The following is a 20,076-nucleotide window of genomic DNA, read 5'->3' as shown; positions in this document are numbered from 1 at the left end:
GTTTTCAGCCCAGCATGCCGATGAACATGCCCGGCGCGACGAACAGCAGCAGCAGGCCGGTGACGAAGCCGTAGATACCGGTGGTCTCGGCGATGGCGCAGCCCAGCAGCATGGTGCTGGTCACGTCGCCCTTGCACTCGGGCTGGCGGCCGATGGCCGTGCAGGCCTGGCCCACGGCGTAACCTTCGCCGATACCGGGGCCGATGCCGGCGATCAGAGCGAGACCCGCGCCGATGGCGCAGCCGGCCAGAACGATTGCTTTTTCCATCATAGATAGTTCCTCCTAAAATGAAGTACTTTGTTTATGCCGCCCCCCTCGGGGGGCGTTTTCCTCGCGGCCGGCGGCCGCGTCGGGTCAAAAGGGTCAGCCGTCCGCCTCGGCGGCGTTGGCGATGTACAGCATGGTGAGCATGCAGAAGATGAAGGCCTGCATGAAGCTGCTGAACAGATCAAAGTAGATGGACAGCACCGCCGGGATGCCCAGCTGGAAGAGGGGGATGAGGCTCAAGACCTCGCCCAGCGCGCCGGGCAGAAGGCCCAGCATCGCGTTGCTGGCCACCGCCAGCGCGGCGTAGACCAGCGTGCTGATAACGCCGCCGGACATGATGTTGCCGAAGTGACGGAAGGCCATGGAGATGGGCGTTGCCAGCTCGCTGATGATGTTGAAGGGGGTGAACACCGGGATGGGGGTGGTGAAACCCACGAGATAGCCCTTCAGGCCGCTGGTCTTGATTTTGGTGCAGGTGATCATCACGAACACCAAAAGCGCCCAGGACAGCTCGGTGGACAGGTCGCTGGTGGCGGGGTACAGCCCGATCAGGCTGGACAGGCTGCACAGCGCCGAATAGCTGAACAGCGCCCCGATGAAGGGCACGAAGTGGGCGTAGCGCTGGCCCATGTTGCCGATGACGAAGTTCTTGCAGGTGGTGACCAGAAGTTCTGCCACCGCCTGCTTTTTGCTGATCTTGTCCACGGTCAGGCCCCGGCCCAGCCACCAGCACAGCAGCGCGATGGCCGCCAGGATGATCCAGGCGTTCAGCAGGCTCTCGGTGATCTGGAACTTGCCCAGCAGCGGCACCGACCAGGAGGACTCCCAAAGGATCTTCGGGCCGGTGATCTCAACGTTCATGGTCGACTTGTTCCCCCTTTTCCTCGTTGTCTTGTTCCTTTTTGTAAACGCCCGTCAGCTGCATCACCGCGATGGTCAGACGGGGGAAAAGCAGCGGCAGCGCCGCCGCCACCCAGTGGAGGAAGGGCATGCTGACCGCCAGGATCAGCCACAGGGCCATCACCAGCATGCGCATGCTGTAGGAAAACTGCATGAGCTTGCGGCCCCGTTCCTCGTTCGTCTCGCGGGTGATCTTCTGCACCGTGAGGCCCAGAAGCAAAAAGTTGAGCACCGCCACCGCGCCGCCCAAAACGCCCCCCAGGGCCACCGTGTAGTCAAAACGCCCCAAAAGGGCGAACACGGCGAGCATCACCGCCACCCCCACCGCCACGCCGAGGGCGATGTGGGCGGTCTCCTTTTTCACAGCCGGCTGCAATTTCATCCGGACGTTCCTCTCTTTCAAACGTGGTCGTTGAATGCGGCGGGGCCCTTCTTATCCGGCTTGTTCCTGCGCTGCACATAGCGGTAGAACCCCCAGAAGGACGCCCCTGCCGCGCCCAGGCCCAAAACCAGCGCCGGCGCCATGACCCAGGCGGGCCAGCCCTTGGCGTCGATGAGCCACCAGGCGGCGAAGGCGCACAAAAACGGCGGCGTGACCAGCGAAAACCCAAGCTGCGTGAGCCAGGCCAGTTCCCGCAGCGCGTTCATCCAGCCCTTCACCCGGCACGCCCCCTTTTTCAGCACGGCCAATACCGCCGCATGATTGAATATTATACCAAAAAACAGTTGATAAAACAATTCATTTTGTGGACTGGACACAGTTTTTTTACAATTTAGCCCCCTGCGCCGCCCGCTTGCCGTGCCCCGGCCTTTGTGATAGAATGAAGAAAAACGCAAAGGCGGTGGCGGAATGCTGCTTTCCATCGTGGTGCCCTGCTACAACGAGCAGGAGGCGCTGCCTTACTTTTATAAAGAGATCTGCCGGGTGGCCGAAGAGATGAAGTCGAGCCACGGGGCGGATTTTGAATTCATCTTTGTGGACGACGGCTCCAAGGATAAGACCCTCTCCATCGCCCGCGAGCTGCACAAACAGGACGAGCGGGTGCGTTACATCAGCTTTTCCCGCAACTTCGGCAAGGAGGCGGGCATCCTGGCGGGGCTGGAAGCCGCAAAGGGCGACTATGTGGCCATGATGGACGCGGACCTGCAGGACCCGCCCGCCCTTCTGCCCCAGATGCTGGACGCGCTGCTGGAGGAGGACTACGACTGCGCCGCCACCCGCCGCACCAACCGCAAGGGCGAGCCGCCCATCCGCAGCTTTTTTGCCCGGATGTTCTACAAGATCATCAACCGCCTCAGCGATGCCGACATCGTGGACGGCGCGCGGGACTACCGCCTGATGCGCCGGCGGATGGTGGACGCCATCCTGGCCCTGCCGGAATACAACCGCTTTTCCAAGGGCATCTTCGGCTGGGTGGGCTTCAAGACCAAGTGGCTGGAGTATGTGAACGTGGAGCGGGTGGCCGGCGAGACCAAGTGGAGCTTCTGGAAGCTGTTCCTCTACTCGCTGGAGGGCATCGTGGCCTTCACCACCGCGCCCCTGGCGCTGGCCAGCCTCATCGGCATCATCTTCTGCGTGCTGGCCTTTGTGATGATCCTTTTCATCATCGTGCGCACCCTGCTCTTCGGCGACCCCACCAGCGGCTGGCCCAGCCTTGTGTGCATCATCTTTCTGTGCAGCGGCGTGCAGCTGTTCTGCATGGGGGTGCTGGGGCAGTATCTGGCCAAGACCTACATGGAAGTGAAGCACCGCCCGGTGTACATCGTGCGGGAGACTGAACAGGACGAGGCGGAGTGAACCGCCCATTTTGAGGAAGAGGCAATGAACAGACCCATCTGATGAACGAACACATCGTCCGCGGCGCCGGAACACACCGGCGCCTTGTTTGCCGTGTGTTTGATCCAAGGATGGGTCTGTTTTTATGCTGAAACGGAATATTTTTTGCATGTGCGCCATCGCCCTTTTGCAGGGCATGGTGTTTTACGCCCCTGTGGCCACCCTCTACCGCCGGGCGGCGGGGGTGTCGGTGTTCGAAATTTCCCTCATCGAGGCGGTGTCGCTGGCGCTGTGCGTGGCGCTGGAGGTGCCCTGGGGGTATCTGGCCGACCGGCTGGGCTACCGCCGCACGATGGTGCTGTGCTGCGGGCTTTATTTCATTTCAAAGCTGGTGTTCTGGCAGGCGGATTCCTTCGGGGATTTCCTCACCGAGCGCATCCTGCTGGCGGTGGTGCAGGCGGGGCTTTCCGGCGTGGACAGCGCCATTCTCTACCTCTCCTGCAAAGGGCGGGACAGCCTGCGGGTCTTTTCGGTTTATAACGCTCTGACCATGGCGGGGCTGGTGGCGGCGGGGGGCGTGTTCGCCCTGCTGCCCGCCGGCAGCTACCGCCTTGCCGCCCTGCTCACCGCGGGCAGCTACGCCCTGGCGCTGCTTTTCGCCCTGGGCCTGCGGGAGGTGCGCGGCCCGGAGCCCGCCCCGGCCCGGGGCAGCTTTGCCGCGGCGGCGCGCGAGGCGCTGGGCGGCGGCGTTCTGCCGCTGCTGGCGGGGGCCGCGCTGCTGGCGGAAGTCTGCCAGGTGGCCACGGTGTTTTTGAACCAGCTGAAATACGAGGCCTGCGGCATGGGCCAGCAGGCCATGAGCGCCGCCTATGTGGCCGCCTCGCTGCTGGGCCTTGCGGGGGCCTTCTCCCCCGCCCTGGCACGGCGGCTGGGCCGGCGGGGCGCGGCGGTCTTCTGCGCCCTCACCTGCCTCGGGGCCTGCGGCGTGCTGGCCGTCGCCTCCTCCGCCCCGGCGGCGGTGGCCTCGGTGCTGGCCCTGCGCACTTCCTCCAGCCTGCTGGCCCCCCTCACCGACGAGGAGCGCAACCGGCGGCTGCACACAGAGGACCGGGCCAGCGCGCTGAGCGTGCAGGCCATGGTGATGGAGTGCTTTGCCATCGCCGTGAATCTGGCGCTGGGGGCGCTGGGCCAGCGCAGCCTGACCGCCGCCTTCCTGCTGGGGGCGCTTTTGTCGGCGGCGGGGCTGGGGCTGCTGCTCCTTCGCAAAAAGGCATAAACGAAAAAAGGCACGGGACCGCGTCCCGTGCCTTTTTGTCATTCCGCGATGTAGTATTCGCTGCCCATCACATAGGGGTTATCCGCGCTGTAGGCCACGTGCCCGGCCAGACAGTCCGCCCAGGCCTTGTAGCCCGCGGCCACCATGTGCAGGCCGTCGGAGGAGTACTCCGCCACAAGGTCGCCGTTCTCATCCGCCAGGGCGGAGTAGACGTCCACGAAGTAAACGCCCTTTTCCAGCGCCATGTTGGCCAGCTTCTGGTTCACCCGCTGGATGCGCTCCTTGTAGATGCCGGTGCTGGAATAATCCGCCGCCACCGGGGTCATGGTCTGGACGTAGATGTCCGCCTCGGGGGCCGCCTCGCGCAGCAGGTCGATCATCTGGCCGTAGTAGGCGATGAAGCTGTCCTCAACGGCCTCGTCGTCCCGGGCAGCCAGGGCGTTTGCGCCGAACATCAGGTAGATGCTCTTGGGGTTCATCTGGGCCGCCACGTCCAGCGGCACCGATTCCTCGCCGGTGTTGTAGTCGGTCATCACCACCCGGTTCACCACGTCGCCGGGGGTGGCGCCCCGGTAGCCGCGCACCGTGGCCACGTCCTTCACCGGGTTCTCATAGAGGCCCAGGCCCTCGGTGACGCTGTCGCCCAAAAACAGGGCGGTGGAGAAGTAGGTGTTGTCCACCCGGCCGCAGGCGGGCAGGCAGATCTTTTCATAGGTCATGCCGGTGTAGCTCCAGCCGTCGGACTGCTGCACCGGGCCCATGCTGGCGAACTGCACCCCGCCGCCCGTTTCGGTGACGGGGTTTTCCATGGGCAGGGGCGCGAGCACGCTGCCCGCAAGGCCGGTGGCGCCCAGGTCCAGGGTGCTGTCGGCGTCGGCGCCCTCGCCTTTGCCGCTCACGGTCTCGATGGCCCAGGTGATGACCCAGGCCAGACCCAGCAGCACCAGCACCGCCAGCACAAGGGTCAGGCCCCGCCGGGTCTGACGCCGCCGGCGGCGGGCGATGGTCTCTCTTCTAAATTCACGGTAGCTGGCCATGCCGGCCTCCTTCTAAAGTTTCAGGCGGTGTGGGTGGCCAGATACTCGGCCATGATGGGGTAGGCGTTCTGGTTCAGATGCACCTTGTCGGCGGCGGCAAGGTCCTCCCGCAAATCGCCGTTGGCATCCTGCAGCACCTCATAGACGTTCACGAAATGGCAGCCCTTCTCCCGGGCCAGCACCGCCAGCTGGGTGTTCACCCGCTGGATGCGCTCCTTATAAAGGCCGGGCTGGCTTGCGCCGGGGCGCACCGGGGTGATGGACTGGACGTAAATGTCCACCTCGTCGCCCAGGTCCGCCTTGAACATGTCCAGCATCTGGCCGTAATAGGCCAGGAAGGACTGCTCGGTGGCCTCGCCGTCCCGCACCAGGGCGTTGGTGCCCAGCAGGATGTAGAGGCGCAGGGGATTGGAGTTGATGATGGTCTCGTAGATGTTCTCCTCGCCGCGGCCGGAGCCCTGGCCCGGGTTGGCGGTCTCCTTGTTCACCACCGCGCTGGGGCCGATGCTCTTGTAGGCGCAGACGAAGGCGTGGGCCTTCATGGGAGATTCGTAGATGTTCCAGCCCTGGCTGACGCTGTCGCCCAGGATGGCGGCCCGGTCAAAGAAGCTGTAATCCACGGCGGCGTTGGCCCCCACCGCCAGCATGCGGTAGTCCGCGCCGTTGATGGTCTGGTCCAGGGTGGGCTCCACCGGGGTGGAGGTGTTCCAGGTGGCGGCGGACTGGCCGCCCTGCCCGCCTTCGGAGGAAGAGCTGCTCTCGGGGGCGGAGGCGGGCTCGGAAGCGGAGGTGCTGCCCGATGCCACCAGCTGCCCGTTGCCGGGGGTCCAGCCCGCGCCGGTGAGCACGGTGTACAGCGCGAAGAACGCCACCCCGCACACAGCGGCGGCAGCGACGATCAGCAGCGACAGACGCAGGATGAATTTGCGCCGGCGGCGGCGTTTCACCTGCTCGCGGAATTCCCGGTAGGTAGCCATTTTCTCTCCCTCTTTGTTCAAATGGTATACACTGGGTATTATACCCCAGCGGCAGGCCCCGCGCAAGCAAGGCCACAGAAAATTCACAGTCTCTTATCCAATATCAGTATTTTCCGCGGAGGGGCAGAATATGCTGCCGCCCGCCGCCCATATTCTATATACGAACGGACGGGGGCCGGTTATTTCACCCCGGGGGCCTCCTCCCGTTTTTTCGCGCCGGCCAGATTGTAGAACAAAAGCCCGGCCAGCACCACGGCGATGCCCAGAAGGCTCATGGGGCCCACCGTCTCGCCCCAGAACAGGGCCACCCACACCGGGTTCAGCACCGGCTCGGTCATGCACACCAGGTTCGCCGCCACCGGCCCGGTGGTGGCAAGGCCCCGGGCCATGAGGATGTAGGCCGCGCCCACCTGCACCGTGCCCATCAGAACGATGGCGCCCCAGCTGGCGGCGCTGAGGTTCGGCTCAGTGACCAGCCAGGGCAGCCCCACGGCAAAGCCCAGCACCTGGCTGAAAAAGTAGCTGGAAAAGCTGTCCGCCCCGGGGAACATGTTCACCATGAACACCACGGCGTAGCAGCTGGCGGCGGCCACCGCCAGCACGTTGCCCGCCATACCGCCGGCCTCCAGGCTGCCCGCAAAGCAGCAGGCCATGCCCGCGAACACCACGGCGCAGGCGGCCAGATCCAGCCGCCGGGGCTTCTGCCTGAAGAACACCCACAGATATAAAAGGATGAACACGGGGCTGGTGTATTGCAGCACCACCGCGTTGGCGGCGGTGGTGAGGCGGGTGGCCAGGGTGTAGGCCACGTTGCAGGCGGTGATGCACACAGCGCACCCCAGCACCGTGCGGTTGACCCGCACCGGCATGCCCATCGCCTTCATATAGCCGAAGGTGACCAGCGCCGCGAACAGGTTGCGCCCGCTGTTCACCGCCATGGCGTTCCAGGGGATGGCCTTGATCATCAGCCCGCCGAAACTCATCAGCACCGCCGCGGCCAGCACCAGAAAAACCCCGTTTTTTTGCCCTTTCATGCCCTGTTTCCTCCCCCTTCGGCCCCCGCCGCCTCCCCTTTCGGGGGCCGGGGCCGCAATGCTTTATCATTGTAACGCAGAAGGGCCGGTTTGTCACGGGATTTTGCTCGTTTTCGCTTGACGGGGCACCCCTGCACTGCTACAATGAAGAGAGAGATGTAGTTTTAAATACCAGATGGGCCGCACACCGGCTTTCTGCAAAAGGAGATATGCCCTATGTCCTGGATCATCGTCAGCGACTCTTCCTGCGAACTGCGCAGCCTGGAAAATCCCGCCCCCGATCTCAGCTTTGCCACCGTGCCTCTGAAGATCCGGGTGGGCGACCGGGAATTTGTGGACAATTCCGCCCTGGATGTGGACGCCATGATCGACGCCATGCACAACTACAACGGGGCCTCCACCACCGCCTGCCCCAGCCCCGAAGAGTGGGCGGAGAAGTTCATGCAGGCGGACAACGTTCTGGCCATCACCATCAGCAGCAACCTGTCCGGCAGCTACAACAGCGCCATGGTGGCCCGGGAGATGGTGCTGGAAAGCCACCCCGAAAAGCGCATCCATGTGCTGGACAGCCTTTCCACCGGCGGCGAGATGACCCTGGCCATCTGGAAGGCCAACGATCTGGTGGCCTCCGGCCTGCCCTTCGACGAAGTGGTGCGGGAGTGGGAGATCTGGTTCCAGGGCCGTCAGGTGCTGTTCGCCCTGGCCAGCTTTGACAATCTGGTGAAAAACGGCCGTTTGAGCCGCCTGGCAGGCTTTATGGCCGGCGTGATGAGCATGCGGGCGGTGGGCCGCGGCAGCGAGGAAGGCAAGCTGGAAATGCTGCACAAGACCCGCGGCGAAACCCGCATGCTGGCCCTGCTGCTGGAAGAGATGGACCACCGGGGCTACCAGGGGCTGGAGCCTGTGGTCATCAGCCACTGCCAGAACGAAAAGGCCGCCCTGATGCTGAAAAACGGCATTGAAAAGAAATGGCCCGGCGCCAAAGTGGTGGTGCTGCCCTGCAGCGGCCTGACCAGCTTCTACGCCGAGACCGGCGGCATCATCGTGGGGTACTGACCATGAAGCAGACCCGGGCGCGGGATGCCGCGCTGCTGGCCGGCGCAGCGGCCCTCACCGCCGCGGGGCTGGGCCTCGCCTTCTACGCCGCGAAGCTGGAGCCCCGGCGGCTGACCGTCACCCGGCCGCCGCTGGAAAAAAAGCCGCCGCTGCGGGTGGTGTTTTTCAGCGACCTGCACATCCGTCGCGCCGGCGCGCCCGAGCGGCTGGAGGCGGTGGTGGAGCGCATCAACGCCCTGAAGCCCGACCTTGTGCTCTTCGGCGGCGACTTTTTCTCCAAATTCCTGCGGGACGCCTGGGCCCTGCCCTTCCCCGAGCTGGCGCGGCAGCTGCGGCGCATCCGCGCCCCCAAAGGCAAGTACGCGGTGCTGGGCAACCACGACGTGCGGGAGGGCGCGCGCCCCTTCTTTGAACAGCTGTTCGAGGCGGGCGGCTTCACCGTTCTGTGGGACCAGCTGGCCAGCCCCGCGCCGGGGGTGACCCTCTGCGGCCTTTCGCCCTACTCCGACGGGCGGGTGCTGCGGCGCATGCCCGCCGACGGCTGGCGCATCTGTCTGTGCCACATGCCGGACAAGGCCCGCTATCTGCCGCTGAAAAAGGCGGACCTGATGCTCAGCGGCCACAGCCACGCCGGTCAGGTGCGGCTGCCGGTGCTCACCCGGCTCATCCTGCCGCCGGGGGGCAAGTTCTACCCCTATGGCCTCTACCGGCCCCAGGGGCCGGGGGCGGCCCAGCTGTATGTCAGCCGGGGCATCGGCATGAGCGGAGTGCCCTTCCGCTTCCTTGCGCCGCCGGAGCTGGTGGTGCTGGGCTGAAATTCAAGCGACCCGTCCGGGGCCCCGCCGGGGCCCCGGATTTTTTTGCAAAAAAAATGAACCGCCGCCCCTTTGGCGACGAATACAAAGCGAAACAGGCGTCTGGATCAAGACCAACAAGGAGGTGAGCCGCGTGCAGGCATGTCAGGTGGAGCAGCTGCTGGGCAGCTACGGAACAGAACTTTACCGCTATTGCCGGCGGCTGGCCGGGTTTGGCCCCGACGGAGAGGACCTCTATCAGCAGACCTTTCTGCGGCTGCTGGAGCTGGACCTGGTCCCGGACGAGGGCCGCAATCCCCGGGCGCTGCTCTACAGCGTGGCCACCGGCCTGTGGCGCAACGAAGCGCGCAAGCGCGGCCGGCGGGCGGCCATCGCCCGGCCGGTGGAGCTGGACGGCGACGACCCGCCGCCCCTTGCCGGGGGCGAGGAGCCGGAGGCGGCGGCGCTGGCGGCGGCGGAAAACCGCGCCCTGGCCGCTGCGGTGGAGCGCCTGCCGGACAAGTACCGGGCAGCGGTGCTGCTGGCCTACGGGGCCGAGCTTCCGCTGGAAGAGGTGGCCCGCATCGAAAAGCTGCCCAAAGGCACGGTGAAAAGCCGGCTGCACAAGGCGCGGCTCTTGCTGAAAAAGGAAATGGAGGCGAGAGGCTATGGACGAAAAGAACTTTGACCGGCGGCTGGCCGCCGCCCTGCAAAGGGGCGAGGAGCCGGACGCGGAGCTGAACGCCGTTCTGAAGGCGCGCCTTTATCAAAAGGAGCGGGAGCTGCAAAGCCGCCCCGCCGCCCGGCGGGTGTCGCTGTGGTGGCTGCCCATGACCGCGAACCTCTTTGTCTGCGGGGTGCCCGCCCTCATCTTTGCCCTGCCCATCATGCCCCTGGCGGCTCATCTGGCGGCCTTCGCCCTGGGCTGGCTGGCGGTGGGCGGCGTGGTGATGACCTTCGTGGGCCTCAAATGCTCCGACCTCAAAGAACAACTCACACTGGAACTGCCCCCGAAGGGCAGAAAGGAGATGTCCTGAATGGCAGTCATGCCTCTTATCCTCATTTTCGGCTTCCTTATGCTGGCCGGCCTGCTGGGGCTGGCGTTCACCGTGCTCAGCTGCGTCTGGCTCTACCGCGACAGCCGCCTCCACGGCCAGCCCCCCGCCCTGTGGGTGCTGCTGGCGGTGTTCGCCGGCCCCATCATCGCCCTGCTTCTCTACTTCATCTTCGGCCGCAAGCAGGCGCTGGAGCCCTGTGAGAGCTGCGGCGCGCCCCTCACCCGGGCGGACCGCTTCTGCTCCGCCTGCGGCGCGGCCAACAGCCATTACGGCGAGCCCGCCCCCAAAACGAAACTGGGCGCGCTGGGCAAGGCGGCCGTCGCCTGCGGCCTTGTCAGCGTGGTGTGCATGGCGGGGCTGCTGGCGGGCATGTTCGTCTACGCCTTCTCCGCCGGGAGCACGCCCCTTGTGACCACCGGGGGTGCCGCCATCGTGGCGGGCCTGCCCATCGAGAGCGCCGGGGACGTGAACATCGGCTGGGTCATCATGAACGTGGAGGGCCACCGGGACGGGGTGTGGACCTTCTCCATGAACAAGACCAGCGACGGCTACCACACCTCCGGCCGCTTTGACCTGGACGACCCCGCCGGTCGCATGCTGGCGGTGGACGTGACCTGCGAGGGCGAACGGCTGGATCTGGAGGTCATCCAGAACGGCGAGACCGTGTATACCGAGGTCATCAGCGGCGCGGACGGCGTGCAGTACTTCTCCCTTGCCGACCTTGCCCCCGGCACGGTGAAGCTGCGGGTGGTGAACCACGGCGCCACCGACATCGACGGGCGCGTGTGGGTGGAGTGACAAAACGAAAAAAGGAGCGGATGCCAAGTCCGCTCCTTTTTTATTTTATCTTTTCTGTTTGCGGGCCCAGGCCAGCAGCGCCGCAGGGTGGTTTTCCACCCGGCCCTCGATGACCTCGTTCAGCGCCGCGCCCAGCAGCCGCCCCATCCGGGGCCCCGCCCGGCAGACGCCGGCATTCATCAGGTCGGCCCCACTCACCGCCAGCTGGTCCACCCGCACGCAGTCGCCCCGGCGGTGGGCCTGGCGAGCCAGCTTCTCAAAGCGGGCCGTCTCTTGCAGACGGCGGCGGATGACCGGCCCGTCGGCGTGGGCCAGAAGGTCCGCCCGCTTCACGGCGATCAGGTCCTCCAGCGTGGGCCAACCCCAGCGGCCCAGCCACCGGCGCACGCCGGGGGTGTCCTGAGGCAGGGGGGTGTCGTGCCAGCGCACCAGCGGCTGCACCCCCTGCACAAGGCGGCCGGGGGCCTTCAGCCGCGCCAGCACCTCCTTTGCCAGCGCCGCGCCCCGGGCGGCGTGGCCGGGGGCGTGGCCGAAGCCCTGGCCGTCCAGCACGAAACAGTCCGGCTTTGCCAGGTCGTGGAGCAGCAGCGCCCAGCGCACGTTGCGCCGCGGCGGCGCAAGGCCCACCGCCCGGGCGATGTGCCCCCAGAGGTCCAGCTCGTGGCGGGGGCTGCGCAGGTCAAAGCCGAGGCAGGGCCCGATGGCGGGCACCGCATGGGCCAGGATGTCGCCGCACTGGGCCAGCACCCGCCCCGCGCCGGGGCCCAAAAGCAGTTTGTCCAGCTCCGCGAACACCCGCTCGGCGCTCACCCGGGTCAGGGTGGGCGCGGCGGCGCGGGCGGCGGCCAGGGTGGCCGGCTCGATGGAAAAATCCAGGCAGGAGGCAAAGCGCAGCGCCCGCAAAATGCGCAGCGCGTCCTCCTCAAAGCGGCGGGCGGGCTCGCCCACGCAGCGGATGAACCCCGCCGACAGGTCCGCCCGGCCCCCGAAGGGGTCCACGATGCCGCCCTCGTCCAGGGCCATGGCGTTGATGGTGAAGTCCCGCCGGGCCAAATCCTCTTCGAGGTCCGCCACGAAGCGCACCCCGTCGGGGCGGCGGTGGTCGGAATAGCCCCCCTCCACCCGGAAGGTGGTCACCTCCACCGGGCCGCCCTCGGTGAGCACCGTCACGGTGCCGTGGGCGATGCCGGTGTCCAGGGTGCGCCAGCGGGGCGCGGCGCAGGCTTTCACCTGCTCCGGGCGGGCGCTGGTGCACAGGTCCCAGTCGCCGGGGGCGCGGCCCAAAAGGCTGTCCCGCACGCAGCCGCCCACCGGGCAGGCCACAAAGCCCCCGGCGCGCAGCGCGGCCAGCAGCTGTTCCACATGGGCCGGAACTTCCATCCCGCGCCCCTCCTTTGCAAGAAAATTTTCAGCCCAGACGTCCCGTGCGGAACATCCAGTAGGCGATGCCGATGGCCATGCCGCCGCTGACCAGGATGAGGAAGGAGACGCTTCCGATCAGGCTGGGCACCGCCACGAACAGCACGCACATGAAGGCCAGCGGCGCCGCCGCCAGCTTGAGGCTCTTGGAGAAATACTTGAAGGCCAGCGCCCCGAACAAAGCGGGGATGACGTTGTTGAAGGCGGGGGCCAGGGCCGGGTTTTCCAGCACCGGGCGCAGGGGCACAAGGCACAGCACACCCACCGCCAGCACCAGCGTGGTCACCAGACTGCTGGTGGCCACCGACAGGGTGGAGACGATGTCGTTTTCCGGCGTGCCCACCTGGGTGCCGCAGATCTCCCGGGCGTTCACCGCGCAGGGCAGCTTGAGGTTGACGGCGTTGCCGGTGATGAAGGTGAGGTAGCTGGCGCCCGAGCCCAGCATGGGCGCGTAGACCAGAAATTCCACCACGCCGCTGGTCCAGTAGATCAGCGCCGCCTGGGCAAAGCCCACGCCGAAGGCCTTCCAGTCGGGGGAGGCGTTCAGCACCCAGCCCATGGCCATGGGCACCGCCAGCAGCAGCAGGATGGCCGCCGCCGTGCCCAGCCGGCCCAGCAGGTGGGTGGAGTTTTCGTAGCGGTCGTAGAGTTCGTTCTTCTTCGCTTCGTTCATCTCGGCCACCTCCTCACACCACGGCGAACAGCGCCACGGCCGCCGCCATACCCACCAGCATGCTGCCCGCCATGGAGAAGTTGTCCAGCCAGGTCATGCCCCTTTTGCGGGCCAGATATTCGAACAGGCCCATGGCCGCAGCGCTCACCGCCGCCACGAACAGGGGCATATAGTTGCCGGTGCTGGTCCACTCGCCCAGGTAGGAGCCGATGTAGGCGCTGACCAGACCCACGAACATGGCGGTGAACATGTGGTCGCCGAAGCCCTTTTTGCCGCTCTTTTCCTTTTGGGCGGCGCTGCGCACCTTTTTCATATAGGCCTTGAGGCAGAAGATGCACAGGAAGCACCCCGCCAGGATGCCCGCGGTCATCACCAGGGCGATGGTCAGAAACACCGGCGCGGTGAGTTCCTCGCTGCCAAGGCCCCCGCTCATGCCCGCGGCGCGGGCGGCGATGTCCGCCACGTTGCCCTCATAGTGCAGCGCGCCGATCACCGAGAGCCTGATCCAGGGCAGCGGGATGCCCAGAGAGCCGGACAGCGCGATGACCCCCAGCAGGATGGAGATGCTGGGCAGCAGGGTGAAGGTGGCGCTGGAGGTGATGGCCCGGCGGAGTTTTGCCTTGTCCATCCCCATGGCCACGCCGGCGCGCCAGCTGCGCACCAGGAACACCACGCAGAGCACCGCGATGAAGGCCACCACCACGCCCACGATCAAGAACATGGGCAGGCTGTTGAGCTGTGTCAAAAGGTCCATTTCGATCCCTCCCAATTTTATCACACTAAAGCAATGGTGTAAGTATACCAGCTTTTGAGGGCGCTGTCCAGCGGCAAACGCATCTCACAGCACCACCGAGGTGTCCAGCGTGGGGTCGAAGGTGCTGCCCTGGCTCAGCAGCACCCGCCGGTCCAGCGAGAAGCCGGCGGGCAGGCTGGTGGGGGCGTAGCCTGTGACGGCCTTGAACACCCGGTTGAAGTTGCGCAGGGTGTTGAAGCCGCACCGGGCCATCAGGTCGGCCATGGTGATGTCCTCCCCGCCGGCCAGCAGTTCCACCGCCCGGTCCACCCGCAGCACGTTCAGATAGCTGGAAAAGGTGAGCCCCGTCATCTTTTTAAAGTAGCGGGAGAAGTAGGCGGGGGACATGTGCATGAAGTCCGCCGCCTCTTCAAAGGTGCACTCGCCGCCCTGCTGCTCCAGCAGGAGGAGCAGCTGCTTGTAGCGGGCGAGGGTGGGCTGGGCCGCTTCCGCCTGCTCCGCCAGCGGCTCGCCGCGGAAAACATCCGCCATCAGCGAGGTGATGAGGGCGTTCATCTTCTCGGCGTAAAAAGGGCGCTTTTCCCGGCACTCCCGGTCCAGCTCGTCCAGCCGCGCCCCGGCCTGATAGCGGTCGGCAAAGACCGGCGCCCGCAGCCGCAGCGGCGCGTCGAACAGCCCCGCGAACTGGGCCACCGCCGCCCGGCTGCCCGGCGCGCCGGCGATGCTGTGCACGCTCTCGCGGCTGATAAAGGCGCAGTCCCCTTCCGTCAAATCAAAAATGCAGCCGTTCAGCGTCAGCCGCACCTCGCCCCCCTGGCAGACCACCAGCTCGTCCTCAAAATGCCAGTGCGCCAGGTTGCGCAGGTTCTCGTAACGCTGCACCCACACCTTGGCCCCCGCGTCGAAGGCCCGCTTTTCCTGCTGGATCATCCGGCATGCCCCCTTTGGCGTTTTTCTGATCCTATTATGAAAGAGACACAGTGCAATGTCAATAAATGTCCATATGCAGGCAAACAAATTCTTTCGTATTTATGTCGACAATGCTATATTTATATCACAGTGAAATGCTTTTTTGTGCATAACTTTTATTTTGGAGTGTGCAAAACGCATTTTCGCCCCATTCCCGGTTTGCCGGATATAAAGAGGAGGAATGTTTTATGTCCACAGCAAGCACGAAAAAAAGCCTGATTGCCCTGCTCGTCTGTCTTCTTCTGTGCCTGACAAGTATCGCAGGAACGCGCTATATGATGACCGACGGCGGAAAAGTGGAGGTCAACGACCTGAAAATTGCGATCGACACCGGCGACATCGTGCGTTTCCTGGAATACCGTCCCGTAAATGCCACGGCAGAGTCCCCTGTTCCCGCGGTGGTCTACAGCCCCGGCAACGACAGCACCGCGGAAAGTGCGCGCCTGGTCGCTTCGGAACTTGCGCGGCGCGGCTTCGCAGTCTATGTGCTGGACCTGCTCTCCGCCGGGCATTCGTCCGAGTCCACGGGTGCTTCGCCCACCTATGGGTTTGCGGAACTCATTGACTATGTTTACTACAATCTGCCCTACATCGACAGCTCCCGCATCGGCATTGCCGGATATTCCAAGGGCGGCGGGAACGTAGTTCGTGTAATGACCGACTACGGCGAGGAACAGCGCAATTCCCCCGAGACCTATGAAAAGAAGGTCAGCGCGGCGCTGATCCTGGCGCCTCCCTATTCGCCTTTGGACGACCTGGCCACCGGCATCAACCTGGGCTTTGGCGCCGGCCTGTATGACCCCTATTCCCGGCTGGGCTTCAAGGACGTTCCCGGTTATTGGCCGGGCGACCTGAGCGTGAAAACCGAGATGAAGGAAGTGGTCAATCTGGGGGTGCCCGGCACCTTCTCCGAAGAGGATCTGCTGGACCCGAACGTAAAGGTGGAGATCGGCCATGTGTACGGCAGCTATGAGGAAAACAACGGCCGCGTGATCTATAATCCCGAGGATTCCACTCACGGCTCCGGCATGATCAGCAGCGCCTTCATCCGCGACACCGTCACCTTCTTTTCCGACACGTTGGGCGCACCGAATCCCATCGACCCCTCCAACCAGAACTATCAGATTTTGATGGCCTTCTCCGCGCTGGGCTTGCTTGCCGTTCTGGCGCTCACCGTGCCAGTGGCCCTTCTGCTGCTGCAGGTGCCGGTATTCGCCGGGCTGCGGCGCCCCGCCCAGGCACCGGTGACCGGGCTGCAGAGCAAAAAGGACTGGGCCATCTTCATCGTGGCCTCGCTGATTGGCGGCTTCGTGCCCCCCATCATGGCTCCGGTCATCATTCAGCAGACCAGCAAAATCTTCTCCCTGACCGGGCAGGGCACTACCGGCAGCGTTTTCGTCTATGGTGTGTCCAATAACGTAGTGGTCTGGATGATGTTCAGCAGCCTGTTCCTGCTGGCCATGTTCCTGCTTTTCCACAACCTGATCCACAAGAAAAACGGCGTTAAGCTGTCTGACTATCATCTGAAAGTCAGCCTGCCGGACGTTGGCCGCATCCTCCTTCTGGGGGTCGTTGTGGTGGTGCTCTGCCACAGCGTAGTGTGGTTTGCCGACTTCTTCTTCAAGGTCGACTTCCGTCTGGTAGACCTGGCCGTCTCCGTGATGAAGTGGTCGCACCTGAAAGCGTCTCTGGTGTATGTGCCTTTCTTCATTCTGTATTGGTGCATCAACTCCCTTATCATGAACGGCTGCAACCGCTTCAAGGGCATGTCCGAAGGCCTGAACCTGTTCTTGTGCGTTCTGTGCAACGTGCTGGGCATCATCGTGGTGGTGGCAGTATATTACACCATTCTTTACACCACCGGCGTGGGCATCGGTGCGTTCTCCAACTGGAAAGCCTACATGATGCTGTGCTACATGATCCTGTCCGCCATCGCAGGCACCATCATCAACCGCAAGGTCTACAATGCCACCTCCAGCATCTATTTGGGGCCGGTCATCTTTGGCACACTGATCACCCTCATCAACACGGCAGTATACACCCTGCCCGCCTGATTTTCATTTCATTGCGGCTTTGAGCCGTACACAACAACGCTCTGTTTTTTGCGGAGTGCGGCGGCAGGTCATGCTCCGCCGCACTCCGCTTTCATCTATGGGGAGGCACATTATGAATGAACTCACACCGCCCATCCTCGGCATCGAACTGGGCTCCACCCGCATCAAGGCGGTGCTGGTGGACGGCGCGGGCGCGCCGCTGGCCAGCGGCGCCTGCGACTGGGAGAACCGGCTGGAGGACGGCTGGTGGACCTATCATCTGGAGGAGGTGCAGGCGGGCGTGCGCGCCGCCTTCGCCGCGCTGGCGGCGGACTGGCAGGCCAGGACCGGCGCGCCTCTTGCACGGGTGGGGGCCCTGGGCGTTTCCGCCATGATGCACGGCTACCTGCCCTTTGATAAGGACGGGCGGCAGCTTGCGCCCTTCCGCACCTGGCGCAACACCGCCACCGGCGAGGCCGCGGCGGCCCTCACCCAGCGCTTCGGCTTCAACATCCCCCAGCGGTGGAGCGTGGCCCATCTTTACCAGGCCATGCTGAAGGGCGAAGCCCATGTGAAGGACCTGGCCTATCTCACCACGCTGGCGGGCTATGTCCACTGGCAGCTCACCGGCCGCAAGGTGCTGGGCGTGGGGGACGCCTCCGGCATGTTCCCCATCGACAGCGCCGCCTGCGACTGGGACGCGGGGATGCTGGCCTCCTTTGACGAACTGCTGGCCCAGGCGGGCCTGCCCTTCACCCTGCGGCAGGTGCTGCCCAAAGTGCTGGCCGCCGGGGAGGACGCGGGCTGCCTGACCCCGGAGGGCGCGCGCTGGCTGGACCCCGCCGGGGTGCTGGAACCCGGCGCGCCCCTGGCTCCGCCCGAGGGGGACGCGGGCACCGGCATGGCCGCCACCAACGCGGTGGCCGCCCGCACCGGCAACGTGTCGGCGGGCACATCGGTGTTCGCCATGGCGGTGCTGGAAAAGCCCCTCTCCCGGGTCTACCCCGAAATAGACATGGTCACCACCCCCGCCGGGCGGCCGGTGGCCATGGTGCACTGCAACACCTGCACCTCCGACCTGGACGCCTGGGTGCGCCTGCTGGGCCAGATGGCCGGGGCCGCCGGGGCTGCCCTCTCCAAGCCCGCCCTTTACGACCTGTTCTATCAGAAGGCGCTGGAAGGCGCGCCGGACTGCGGCGGCCTCGTGAACTTCAACTGCTACTCCGGCGAGCCGGTGCTGGGCCTTGCCGAAGGGCGGCCCCTCTTTGCGCGGCGGCCGGACGCGCACCTCACCCTGGAAAACTTCGCCCGCGCTCAGCTCTATTCCACCATGGCCGCCCTGAAGCTGGGCATGGACCTGCTCTTTGAAAAGGAGCAGGTGAAGCTGGAGCGCCTTTTGGGCCACGGCGGCCTCTTCAAGACCCCGGTGGTTGGCCAGAAGCTGCTGGCCGGGGCGCTGGGGGTGCCGGTGTCGGTGATGGCCTCGGCAGGCGAGGGCGGCCCCTGGGGCATGGCTCTGCTGGCCCTCTACCGCCTGCGCTGCATGGAGGGCGGCGCGCCCGCCCTGGAAGACTGGCTGGAGGAGGCCGTCTTTGCCGGGGTCGAAGGCAGCACCATCGCCCCGGACGAGACCGACGCGGCGGGATTTGCCGCCTTTATCAAAGATTACGCCGCCTGCATCCCGGTGGAAAAAGCCGCCGGGCAGGCGCTGCGCTGACGGGAGGTTTATACCAATGAGCATGAAACAATATGAATTCTGGTTCGTGGTGGGCAGCCAGTTCCTCTACGGGCCGGAGGTTTTGGAGACGGTGGCCGCCCGCGCCGCCGAAATGACCGAGGCGCTGAACGCCTCCGGCCGCCTGCCCTGCAAGCTGGTCTACAAGGTCACCGCCAAGACCAACAAGGAAATTTCCGACGTGGTGCGCCAGGCAAACCACGACCCCGCCTGCGCCGGCATCGTGACCTGGTGCCACACCTTCAGCCCCTCGAAGATGTGGATCAACGGCCTTGCCAGCCTGCAAAAGCCCTGGTGCCATTTTGCCACCCAGTACAACCGCACCATCCCCAATGAAGAAATCGACATGGACTTCATGAACCTGAACCAGGCCGCCCACGGCGACCGGGAGCACGGCTTCATCGGGGCCCGGCTGCGCGCGCCCCGCAAGGTCATCGCCGGCTACTGGCAGGACGAGGCGGTGCAGGACCGGCTGGGCCGCTGGATGCGCGCCGCCGTGGGTGTTGCCGTCAGCAAGGAGCTGAAGGTCATGCGCTTCGGCGACAACATGCGGGAGGTGGCCGTGACCGAGGGCGACAAGGTGGAGGCTCAGATGAAGCTGGGCTGGCAGGTGAACACCTGGCCGGTGGGCCAGCTGGTGGAAACCATGGACGCTGTGACGGAAAGCGAGATCGACGCGCTGATGGAGGAGTACCGCGCCCAGTATGACTTCGCCACCGACGATTTGGCCACCGTGCGATATCAGGCCCGGGAGGAGATCGCCATGAAGAAGATGCTGGACGCGGAGGGCTGCCTTGCCTTCTCCAACAACTTCCAGGACCTCTACGGCATGGAGCAGCTGCCGGGCCTTGCCAGCCAGCACCTGATGGCCCAGGGCTACGGCTACGGCGGCGAGGGCGACTGGAAGGTGGCCGCCATGACCGCCATCCTCAAGGCCATGAGCGAGGGCCAGACCGGCGGCACCGCCTTCATGGAGGACTACACCTACCATCTGGAGCCGGGCAATGAGTACAGCCTGGGGGCCCACATGCTGGAGGTCTGCCCCAGCGTGGCGGCGGCGCGGCCCCGCATCGAGGTGCATCCTCTGGGCATCGGAGACCGCCAGCCCCCCGCCCGCCTTGTGTTTGAGGGCCACGAGGGGGACGCCATCGTGGTGAGCCTCATCGACATGGGCGGCCGGCTGCGGCTCATCTGCCAGGACATCCACTGTGTCAAGCCCATCCTGCCCATGCCCAACCTGCCGGTGGCACGGGTGATGTGGCAGGCGATGCCGGACCTTGCCACCGGCATCGAGTGCTGGATCACCGCCGGCGGCGCCCACCACACGGTGCTGAGCTACGACGTGACCGCCGAGCAGATGGCCGACTGGGCCCGGATGATGGACATCGAGTTCGTGCACATCGGCAAAGGCACCACGGTGGAGGGGCTGGAACACGACCTGTTCCTCTCCGACCTTGCCTGGAAGCTGAAATGACAGCGGCGGGCGGCGGCTCCCATTTGAAGGAGCCGCCGCCCGTT

21 protein-coding genes are annotated in these 20,076 nt (G+C 65.2%); 10 read left to right on the top strand and 11 right to left on the bottom strand.

Features of this window, described 5'->3' with window-relative positions:
• Positions 1 to 4 precede the first annotated feature (4 nt).
• From atpE to ACMI1Q_RS01340, 4 genes are all read right to left on the bottom strand, one after another.
• Positions 5 to 271 carry an ATP synthase F0 subunit C gene (gene atpE, locus ACMI1Q_RS01355; RefSeq protein WP_177522697.1) on the bottom strand — a complete coding sequence of 89 codons (267 nt, stop codon included), beginning with the start codon at positions 269 to 271 and terminating at the stop codon, positions 5 to 7.
• 93 nt (positions 272 to 364) lie between these two features.
• Entirely contained in the window at positions 365 to 1,129 is a 765-nt protein-coding gene (locus tag ACMI1Q_RS01350) for a F0F1 ATP synthase subunit A (protein WP_419502538.1), read from the bottom strand.
• On the bottom strand, positions 1,119 to 1,550 hold the full coding sequence (locus ACMI1Q_RS01345) for an ATP synthase subunit I (protein ID WP_177522695.1): 432 nt from the start codon (positions 1,548 to 1,550) through the stop codon (positions 1,119 to 1,121). Before ACMI1Q_RS01345 ends, ACMI1Q_RS01350 begins: the two co-directional genes overlap by 11 nt.
• 17 nt (positions 1,551 to 1,567) lie before the next feature.
• Positions 1,568 to 1,858, bottom strand: coding sequence for an AtpZ/AtpI family protein (locus ACMI1Q_RS01340; protein ID WP_419502537.1), 291 nt, complete (start codon positions 1,856 to 1,858; stop codon positions 1,568 to 1,570).
• A 160-nt stretch (positions 1,859 to 2,018) separates the two neighbouring features.
• On the opposite strand from ACMI1Q_RS01340, the gene ACMI1Q_RS01335 reads away from it, so the two are divergent.
• Positions 2,019 to 2,966, top strand: coding sequence for a glycosyltransferase family 2 protein (locus tag ACMI1Q_RS01335; RefSeq protein WP_417025697.1), 948 nt, complete (start codon positions 2,019 to 2,021; stop codon positions 2,964 to 2,966).
• 124 nt (positions 2,967 to 3,090) lie between these two features.
• Positions 3,091 to 4,221 carry an MFS transporter gene (locus tag ACMI1Q_RS01330; RefSeq protein WP_419502536.1) on the top strand — a complete coding sequence of 377 codons (1,131 nt, stop codon included), beginning with the start codon at positions 3,091 to 3,093 and terminating at the stop codon, positions 4,219 to 4,221.
• Positions 4,222 to 4,259: 38 nt separating this feature from the next.
• Here ACMI1Q_RS01330 and ACMI1Q_RS01325 read toward each other — a convergent pair whose 3' ends face one another.
• The 3 genes from ACMI1Q_RS01325 to ACMI1Q_RS01315 form a co-directional block, all read right to left on the bottom strand.
• Positions 4,260 to 5,258, bottom strand: coding sequence for an SGNH/GDSL hydrolase family protein (locus tag ACMI1Q_RS01325; protein WP_419502535.1), 999 nt, complete (start codon positions 5,256 to 5,258; stop codon positions 4,260 to 4,262).
• A 20-nt stretch (positions 5,259 to 5,278) separates the two neighbouring features.
• Positions 5,279 to 6,235 (bottom strand): SGNH/GDSL hydrolase family protein, encoded by a 957-nt coding sequence (locus ACMI1Q_RS01320; RefSeq protein ID WP_394979782.1) that lies wholly within the window; start codon positions 6,233 to 6,235, stop codon positions 5,279 to 5,281.
• Between the two features lie 179 nt (positions 6,236 to 6,414).
• On the bottom strand, positions 6,415 to 7,269 hold the full coding sequence (locus ACMI1Q_RS01315) for a DMT family transporter (protein WP_419502534.1): 855 nt from the start codon (positions 7,267 to 7,269) through the stop codon (positions 6,415 to 6,417).
• A 216-nt stretch (positions 7,270 to 7,485) separates the two neighbouring features.
• On the opposite strand from ACMI1Q_RS01315, the gene ACMI1Q_RS01310 reads away from it, so the two are divergent.
• The 5 genes from ACMI1Q_RS01310 (at position 7,486) to ACMI1Q_RS01290 (ending at position 10,975) form a co-directional block, all read left to right on the top strand.
• Entirely contained in the window at positions 7,486 to 8,325 is an 840-nt protein-coding gene (locus ACMI1Q_RS01310; protein ID WP_419502533.1) for a DegV family protein, read from the top strand.
• A gap of 2 nt (positions 8,326 to 8,327) precedes the next feature.
• The gene (locus tag ACMI1Q_RS01305; protein ID WP_330056110.1) at positions 8,328 to 9,140 is read left to right on the top strand and encodes a metallophosphoesterase; all 813 of its coding nucleotides are present in this window, start codon (positions 8,328 to 8,330) and stop codon (positions 9,138 to 9,140) included.
• A gap of 133 nt (positions 9,141 to 9,273) precedes the next feature.
• A complete protein-coding gene (locus tag ACMI1Q_RS01300) occupies positions 9,274 to 9,807 on the top strand; it encodes an RNA polymerase sigma factor (protein ID WP_419502532.1) in 534 nt (177 codons plus the stop codon).
• The gene (locus ACMI1Q_RS01295; protein ID WP_419502531.1) at positions 9,788 to 10,156 is read left to right on the top strand and encodes a hypothetical protein; all 369 of its coding nucleotides are present in this window, start codon (positions 9,788 to 9,790) and stop codon (positions 10,154 to 10,156) included. The genes ACMI1Q_RS01300 and ACMI1Q_RS01295 overlap by 20 nt, the downstream gene beginning before the upstream one ends.
• Positions 10,157 to 10,975 carry a hypothetical protein gene (locus ACMI1Q_RS01290; protein ID WP_419502530.1) on the top strand — a complete coding sequence of 273 codons (819 nt, stop codon included), beginning with the start codon at positions 10,157 to 10,159 and terminating at the stop codon, positions 10,973 to 10,975. It begins immediately after the preceding gene.
• Between the two features lie 45 nt (positions 10,976 to 11,020).
• On the opposite strand, the gene ACMI1Q_RS01285 is transcribed toward ACMI1Q_RS01290, so the two are convergent.
• The 4 genes from ACMI1Q_RS01285 to ACMI1Q_RS01270 all read right to left on the bottom strand — a co-directional run bounded on the left by ACMI1Q_RS01285 (position 11,021) and on the right by ACMI1Q_RS01270 (position 14,751).
• Positions 11,021 to 12,355, bottom strand: coding sequence for a CCA tRNA nucleotidyltransferase (locus ACMI1Q_RS01285; protein WP_419502529.1), 1,335 nt, complete (start codon positions 12,353 to 12,355; stop codon positions 11,021 to 11,023).
• Positions 12,356 to 12,383: 28 nt separating this feature from the next.
• On the bottom strand, positions 12,384 to 13,067 hold the full coding sequence (locus ACMI1Q_RS01280; protein ID WP_419502528.1) for a hypothetical protein: 684 nt from the start codon (positions 13,065 to 13,067) through the stop codon (positions 12,384 to 12,386).
• 13 nt (positions 13,068 to 13,080) lie between these two features.
• Positions 13,081 to 13,821, bottom strand: coding sequence for a DUF5058 family protein (locus ACMI1Q_RS01275; RefSeq protein WP_394979800.1), 741 nt, complete (start codon positions 13,819 to 13,821; stop codon positions 13,081 to 13,083).
• Between the two features lie 84 nt (positions 13,822 to 13,905).
• Positions 13,906 to 14,751 carry an AraC family transcriptional regulator gene (locus tag ACMI1Q_RS01270; RefSeq protein WP_419067212.1) on the bottom strand — a complete coding sequence of 282 codons (846 nt, stop codon included), beginning with the start codon at positions 14,749 to 14,751 and terminating at the stop codon, positions 13,906 to 13,908.
• A 227-nt stretch (positions 14,752 to 14,978) separates the two neighbouring features.
• On the opposite strand from ACMI1Q_RS01270, the gene ACMI1Q_RS01265 reads away from it, so the two are divergent.
• The 3 genes from ACMI1Q_RS01265 (at position 14,979) to araA (ending at position 20,032) form a co-directional block, all read left to right on the top strand.
• Positions 14,979 to 16,844 (top strand): alpha/beta fold hydrolase, encoded by a 1,866-nt coding sequence (locus ACMI1Q_RS01265; RefSeq protein ID WP_419502527.1) that lies wholly within the window; start codon positions 14,979 to 14,981, stop codon positions 16,842 to 16,844.
• A 112-nt stretch (positions 16,845 to 16,956) separates the two neighbouring features.
• Positions 16,957 to 18,540 carry a xylulokinase gene (locus ACMI1Q_RS01260; protein WP_419502526.1) on the top strand — a complete coding sequence of 528 codons (1,584 nt, stop codon included), beginning with the start codon at positions 16,957 to 16,959 and terminating at the stop codon, positions 18,538 to 18,540.
• Between the two features lie 16 nt (positions 18,541 to 18,556).
• Positions 18,557 to 20,032: an L-arabinose isomerase gene (araA, locus tag ACMI1Q_RS01255; RefSeq protein WP_419502525.1), complete on the top strand. Its 1,476-nt coding sequence runs from the start codon at positions 18,557 to 18,559 to the stop codon at positions 20,030 to 20,032.
• Positions 20,033 to 20,076 lie beyond the last annotated feature (44 nt).

The sequence above is a fragment of the Candidatus Allofournierella excrementavium genome, assembly GCF_048526665.1.
Taxonomy (GTDB): Bacteria; Bacillota; Clostridia; order Oscillospirales; family Ruminococcaceae; genus Allofournierella_A; species Allofournierella_A excrementavium.
This window is presented reverse-complemented; position numbering and strand designations above follow the sequence as displayed.

Excerpts from the sequence above, each read along its gene's own strand:
- ACMI1Q_RS01265 (WP_419502527.1), top strand. The coding sequence starts at position 14,979 with ATGTCCACAGCAAGCACGAAAAAAAGCCTGATTGCCCTGCTCGTCTGT.
- ACMI1Q_RS01350 (WP_419502538.1), bottom strand. The coding sequence starts at position 1,129 with ATGAACGTTGAGATCACCGGCCCGAAGATCCTTTGGGAGTCCTCCTGG.
- ACMI1Q_RS01310 (WP_419502533.1), top strand. The coding sequence starts at position 7,486 with ATGTCCTGGATCATCGTCAGCGACTCTTCCTGCGAACTGCGCAGCCTG.
- ACMI1Q_RS01305 (WP_330056110.1), top strand. The coding sequence starts at position 8,328 with ATGAAGCAGACCCGGGCGCGGGATGCCGCGCTGCTGGCCGGCGCAGCG.
- ACMI1Q_RS01285 (WP_419502529.1), bottom strand. The coding sequence starts at position 12,355 with ATGGAAGTTCCGGCCCATGTGGAACAGCTGCTGGCCGCGCTGCGCGCC.
- ACMI1Q_RS01275 (WP_394979800.1), bottom strand. The coding sequence starts at position 13,821 with ATGGACCTTTTGACACAGCTCAACAGCCTGCCCATGTTCTTGATCGTG.
- ACMI1Q_RS01260 (WP_419502526.1), top strand. The coding sequence starts at position 16,957 with ATGAATGAACTCACACCGCCCATCCTCGGCATCGAACTGGGCTCCACC.
- ACMI1Q_RS01270 (WP_419067212.1), bottom strand. The coding sequence starts at position 14,751 with ATGATCCAGCAGGAAAAGCGGGCCTTCGACGCGGGGGCCAAGGTGTGG.
- atpE (WP_177522697.1), bottom strand. The coding sequence starts at position 271 with ATGATGGAAAAAGCAATCGTTCTGGCCGGCTGCGCCATCGGCGCGGGT.
- ACMI1Q_RS01290 (WP_419502530.1), top strand. The coding sequence starts at position 10,157 with ATGGCAGTCATGCCTCTTATCCTCATTTTCGGCTTCCTTATGCTGGCC.
- araA (WP_419502525.1), top strand. The coding sequence starts at position 18,557 with ATGAGCATGAAACAATATGAATTCTGGTTCGTGGTGGGCAGCCAGTTC.
- ACMI1Q_RS01330 (WP_419502536.1), top strand. The coding sequence starts at position 3,091 with ATGCTGAAACGGAATATTTTTTGCATGTGCGCCATCGCCCTTTTGCAG.
- ACMI1Q_RS01280 (WP_419502528.1), bottom strand. The coding sequence starts at position 13,067 with ATGAACGAAGCGAAGAAGAACGAACTCTACGACCGCTACGAAAACTCC.
- ACMI1Q_RS01320 (WP_394979782.1), bottom strand. The coding sequence starts at position 6,235 with ATGGCTACCTACCGGGAATTCCGCGAGCAGGTGAAACGCCGCCGCCGG.
- ACMI1Q_RS01345 (WP_177522695.1), bottom strand. The coding sequence starts at position 1,550 with ATGAAATTGCAGCCGGCTGTGAAAAAGGAGACCGCCCACATCGCCCTC.
- ACMI1Q_RS01295 (WP_419502531.1), top strand. The coding sequence starts at position 9,788 with ATGGACGAAAAGAACTTTGACCGGCGGCTGGCCGCCGCCCTGCAAAGG.
- ACMI1Q_RS01325 (WP_419502535.1), bottom strand. The coding sequence starts at position 5,258 with ATGGCCAGCTACCGTGAATTTAGAAGAGAGACCATCGCCCGCCGCCGG.
- ACMI1Q_RS01315 (WP_419502534.1), bottom strand. The coding sequence starts at position 7,269 with ATGAAAGGGCAAAAAAACGGGGTTTTTCTGGTGCTGGCCGCGGCGGTG.
- ACMI1Q_RS01335 (WP_417025697.1), top strand. The coding sequence starts at position 2,019 with ATGCTGCTTTCCATCGTGGTGCCCTGCTACAACGAGCAGGAGGCGCTG.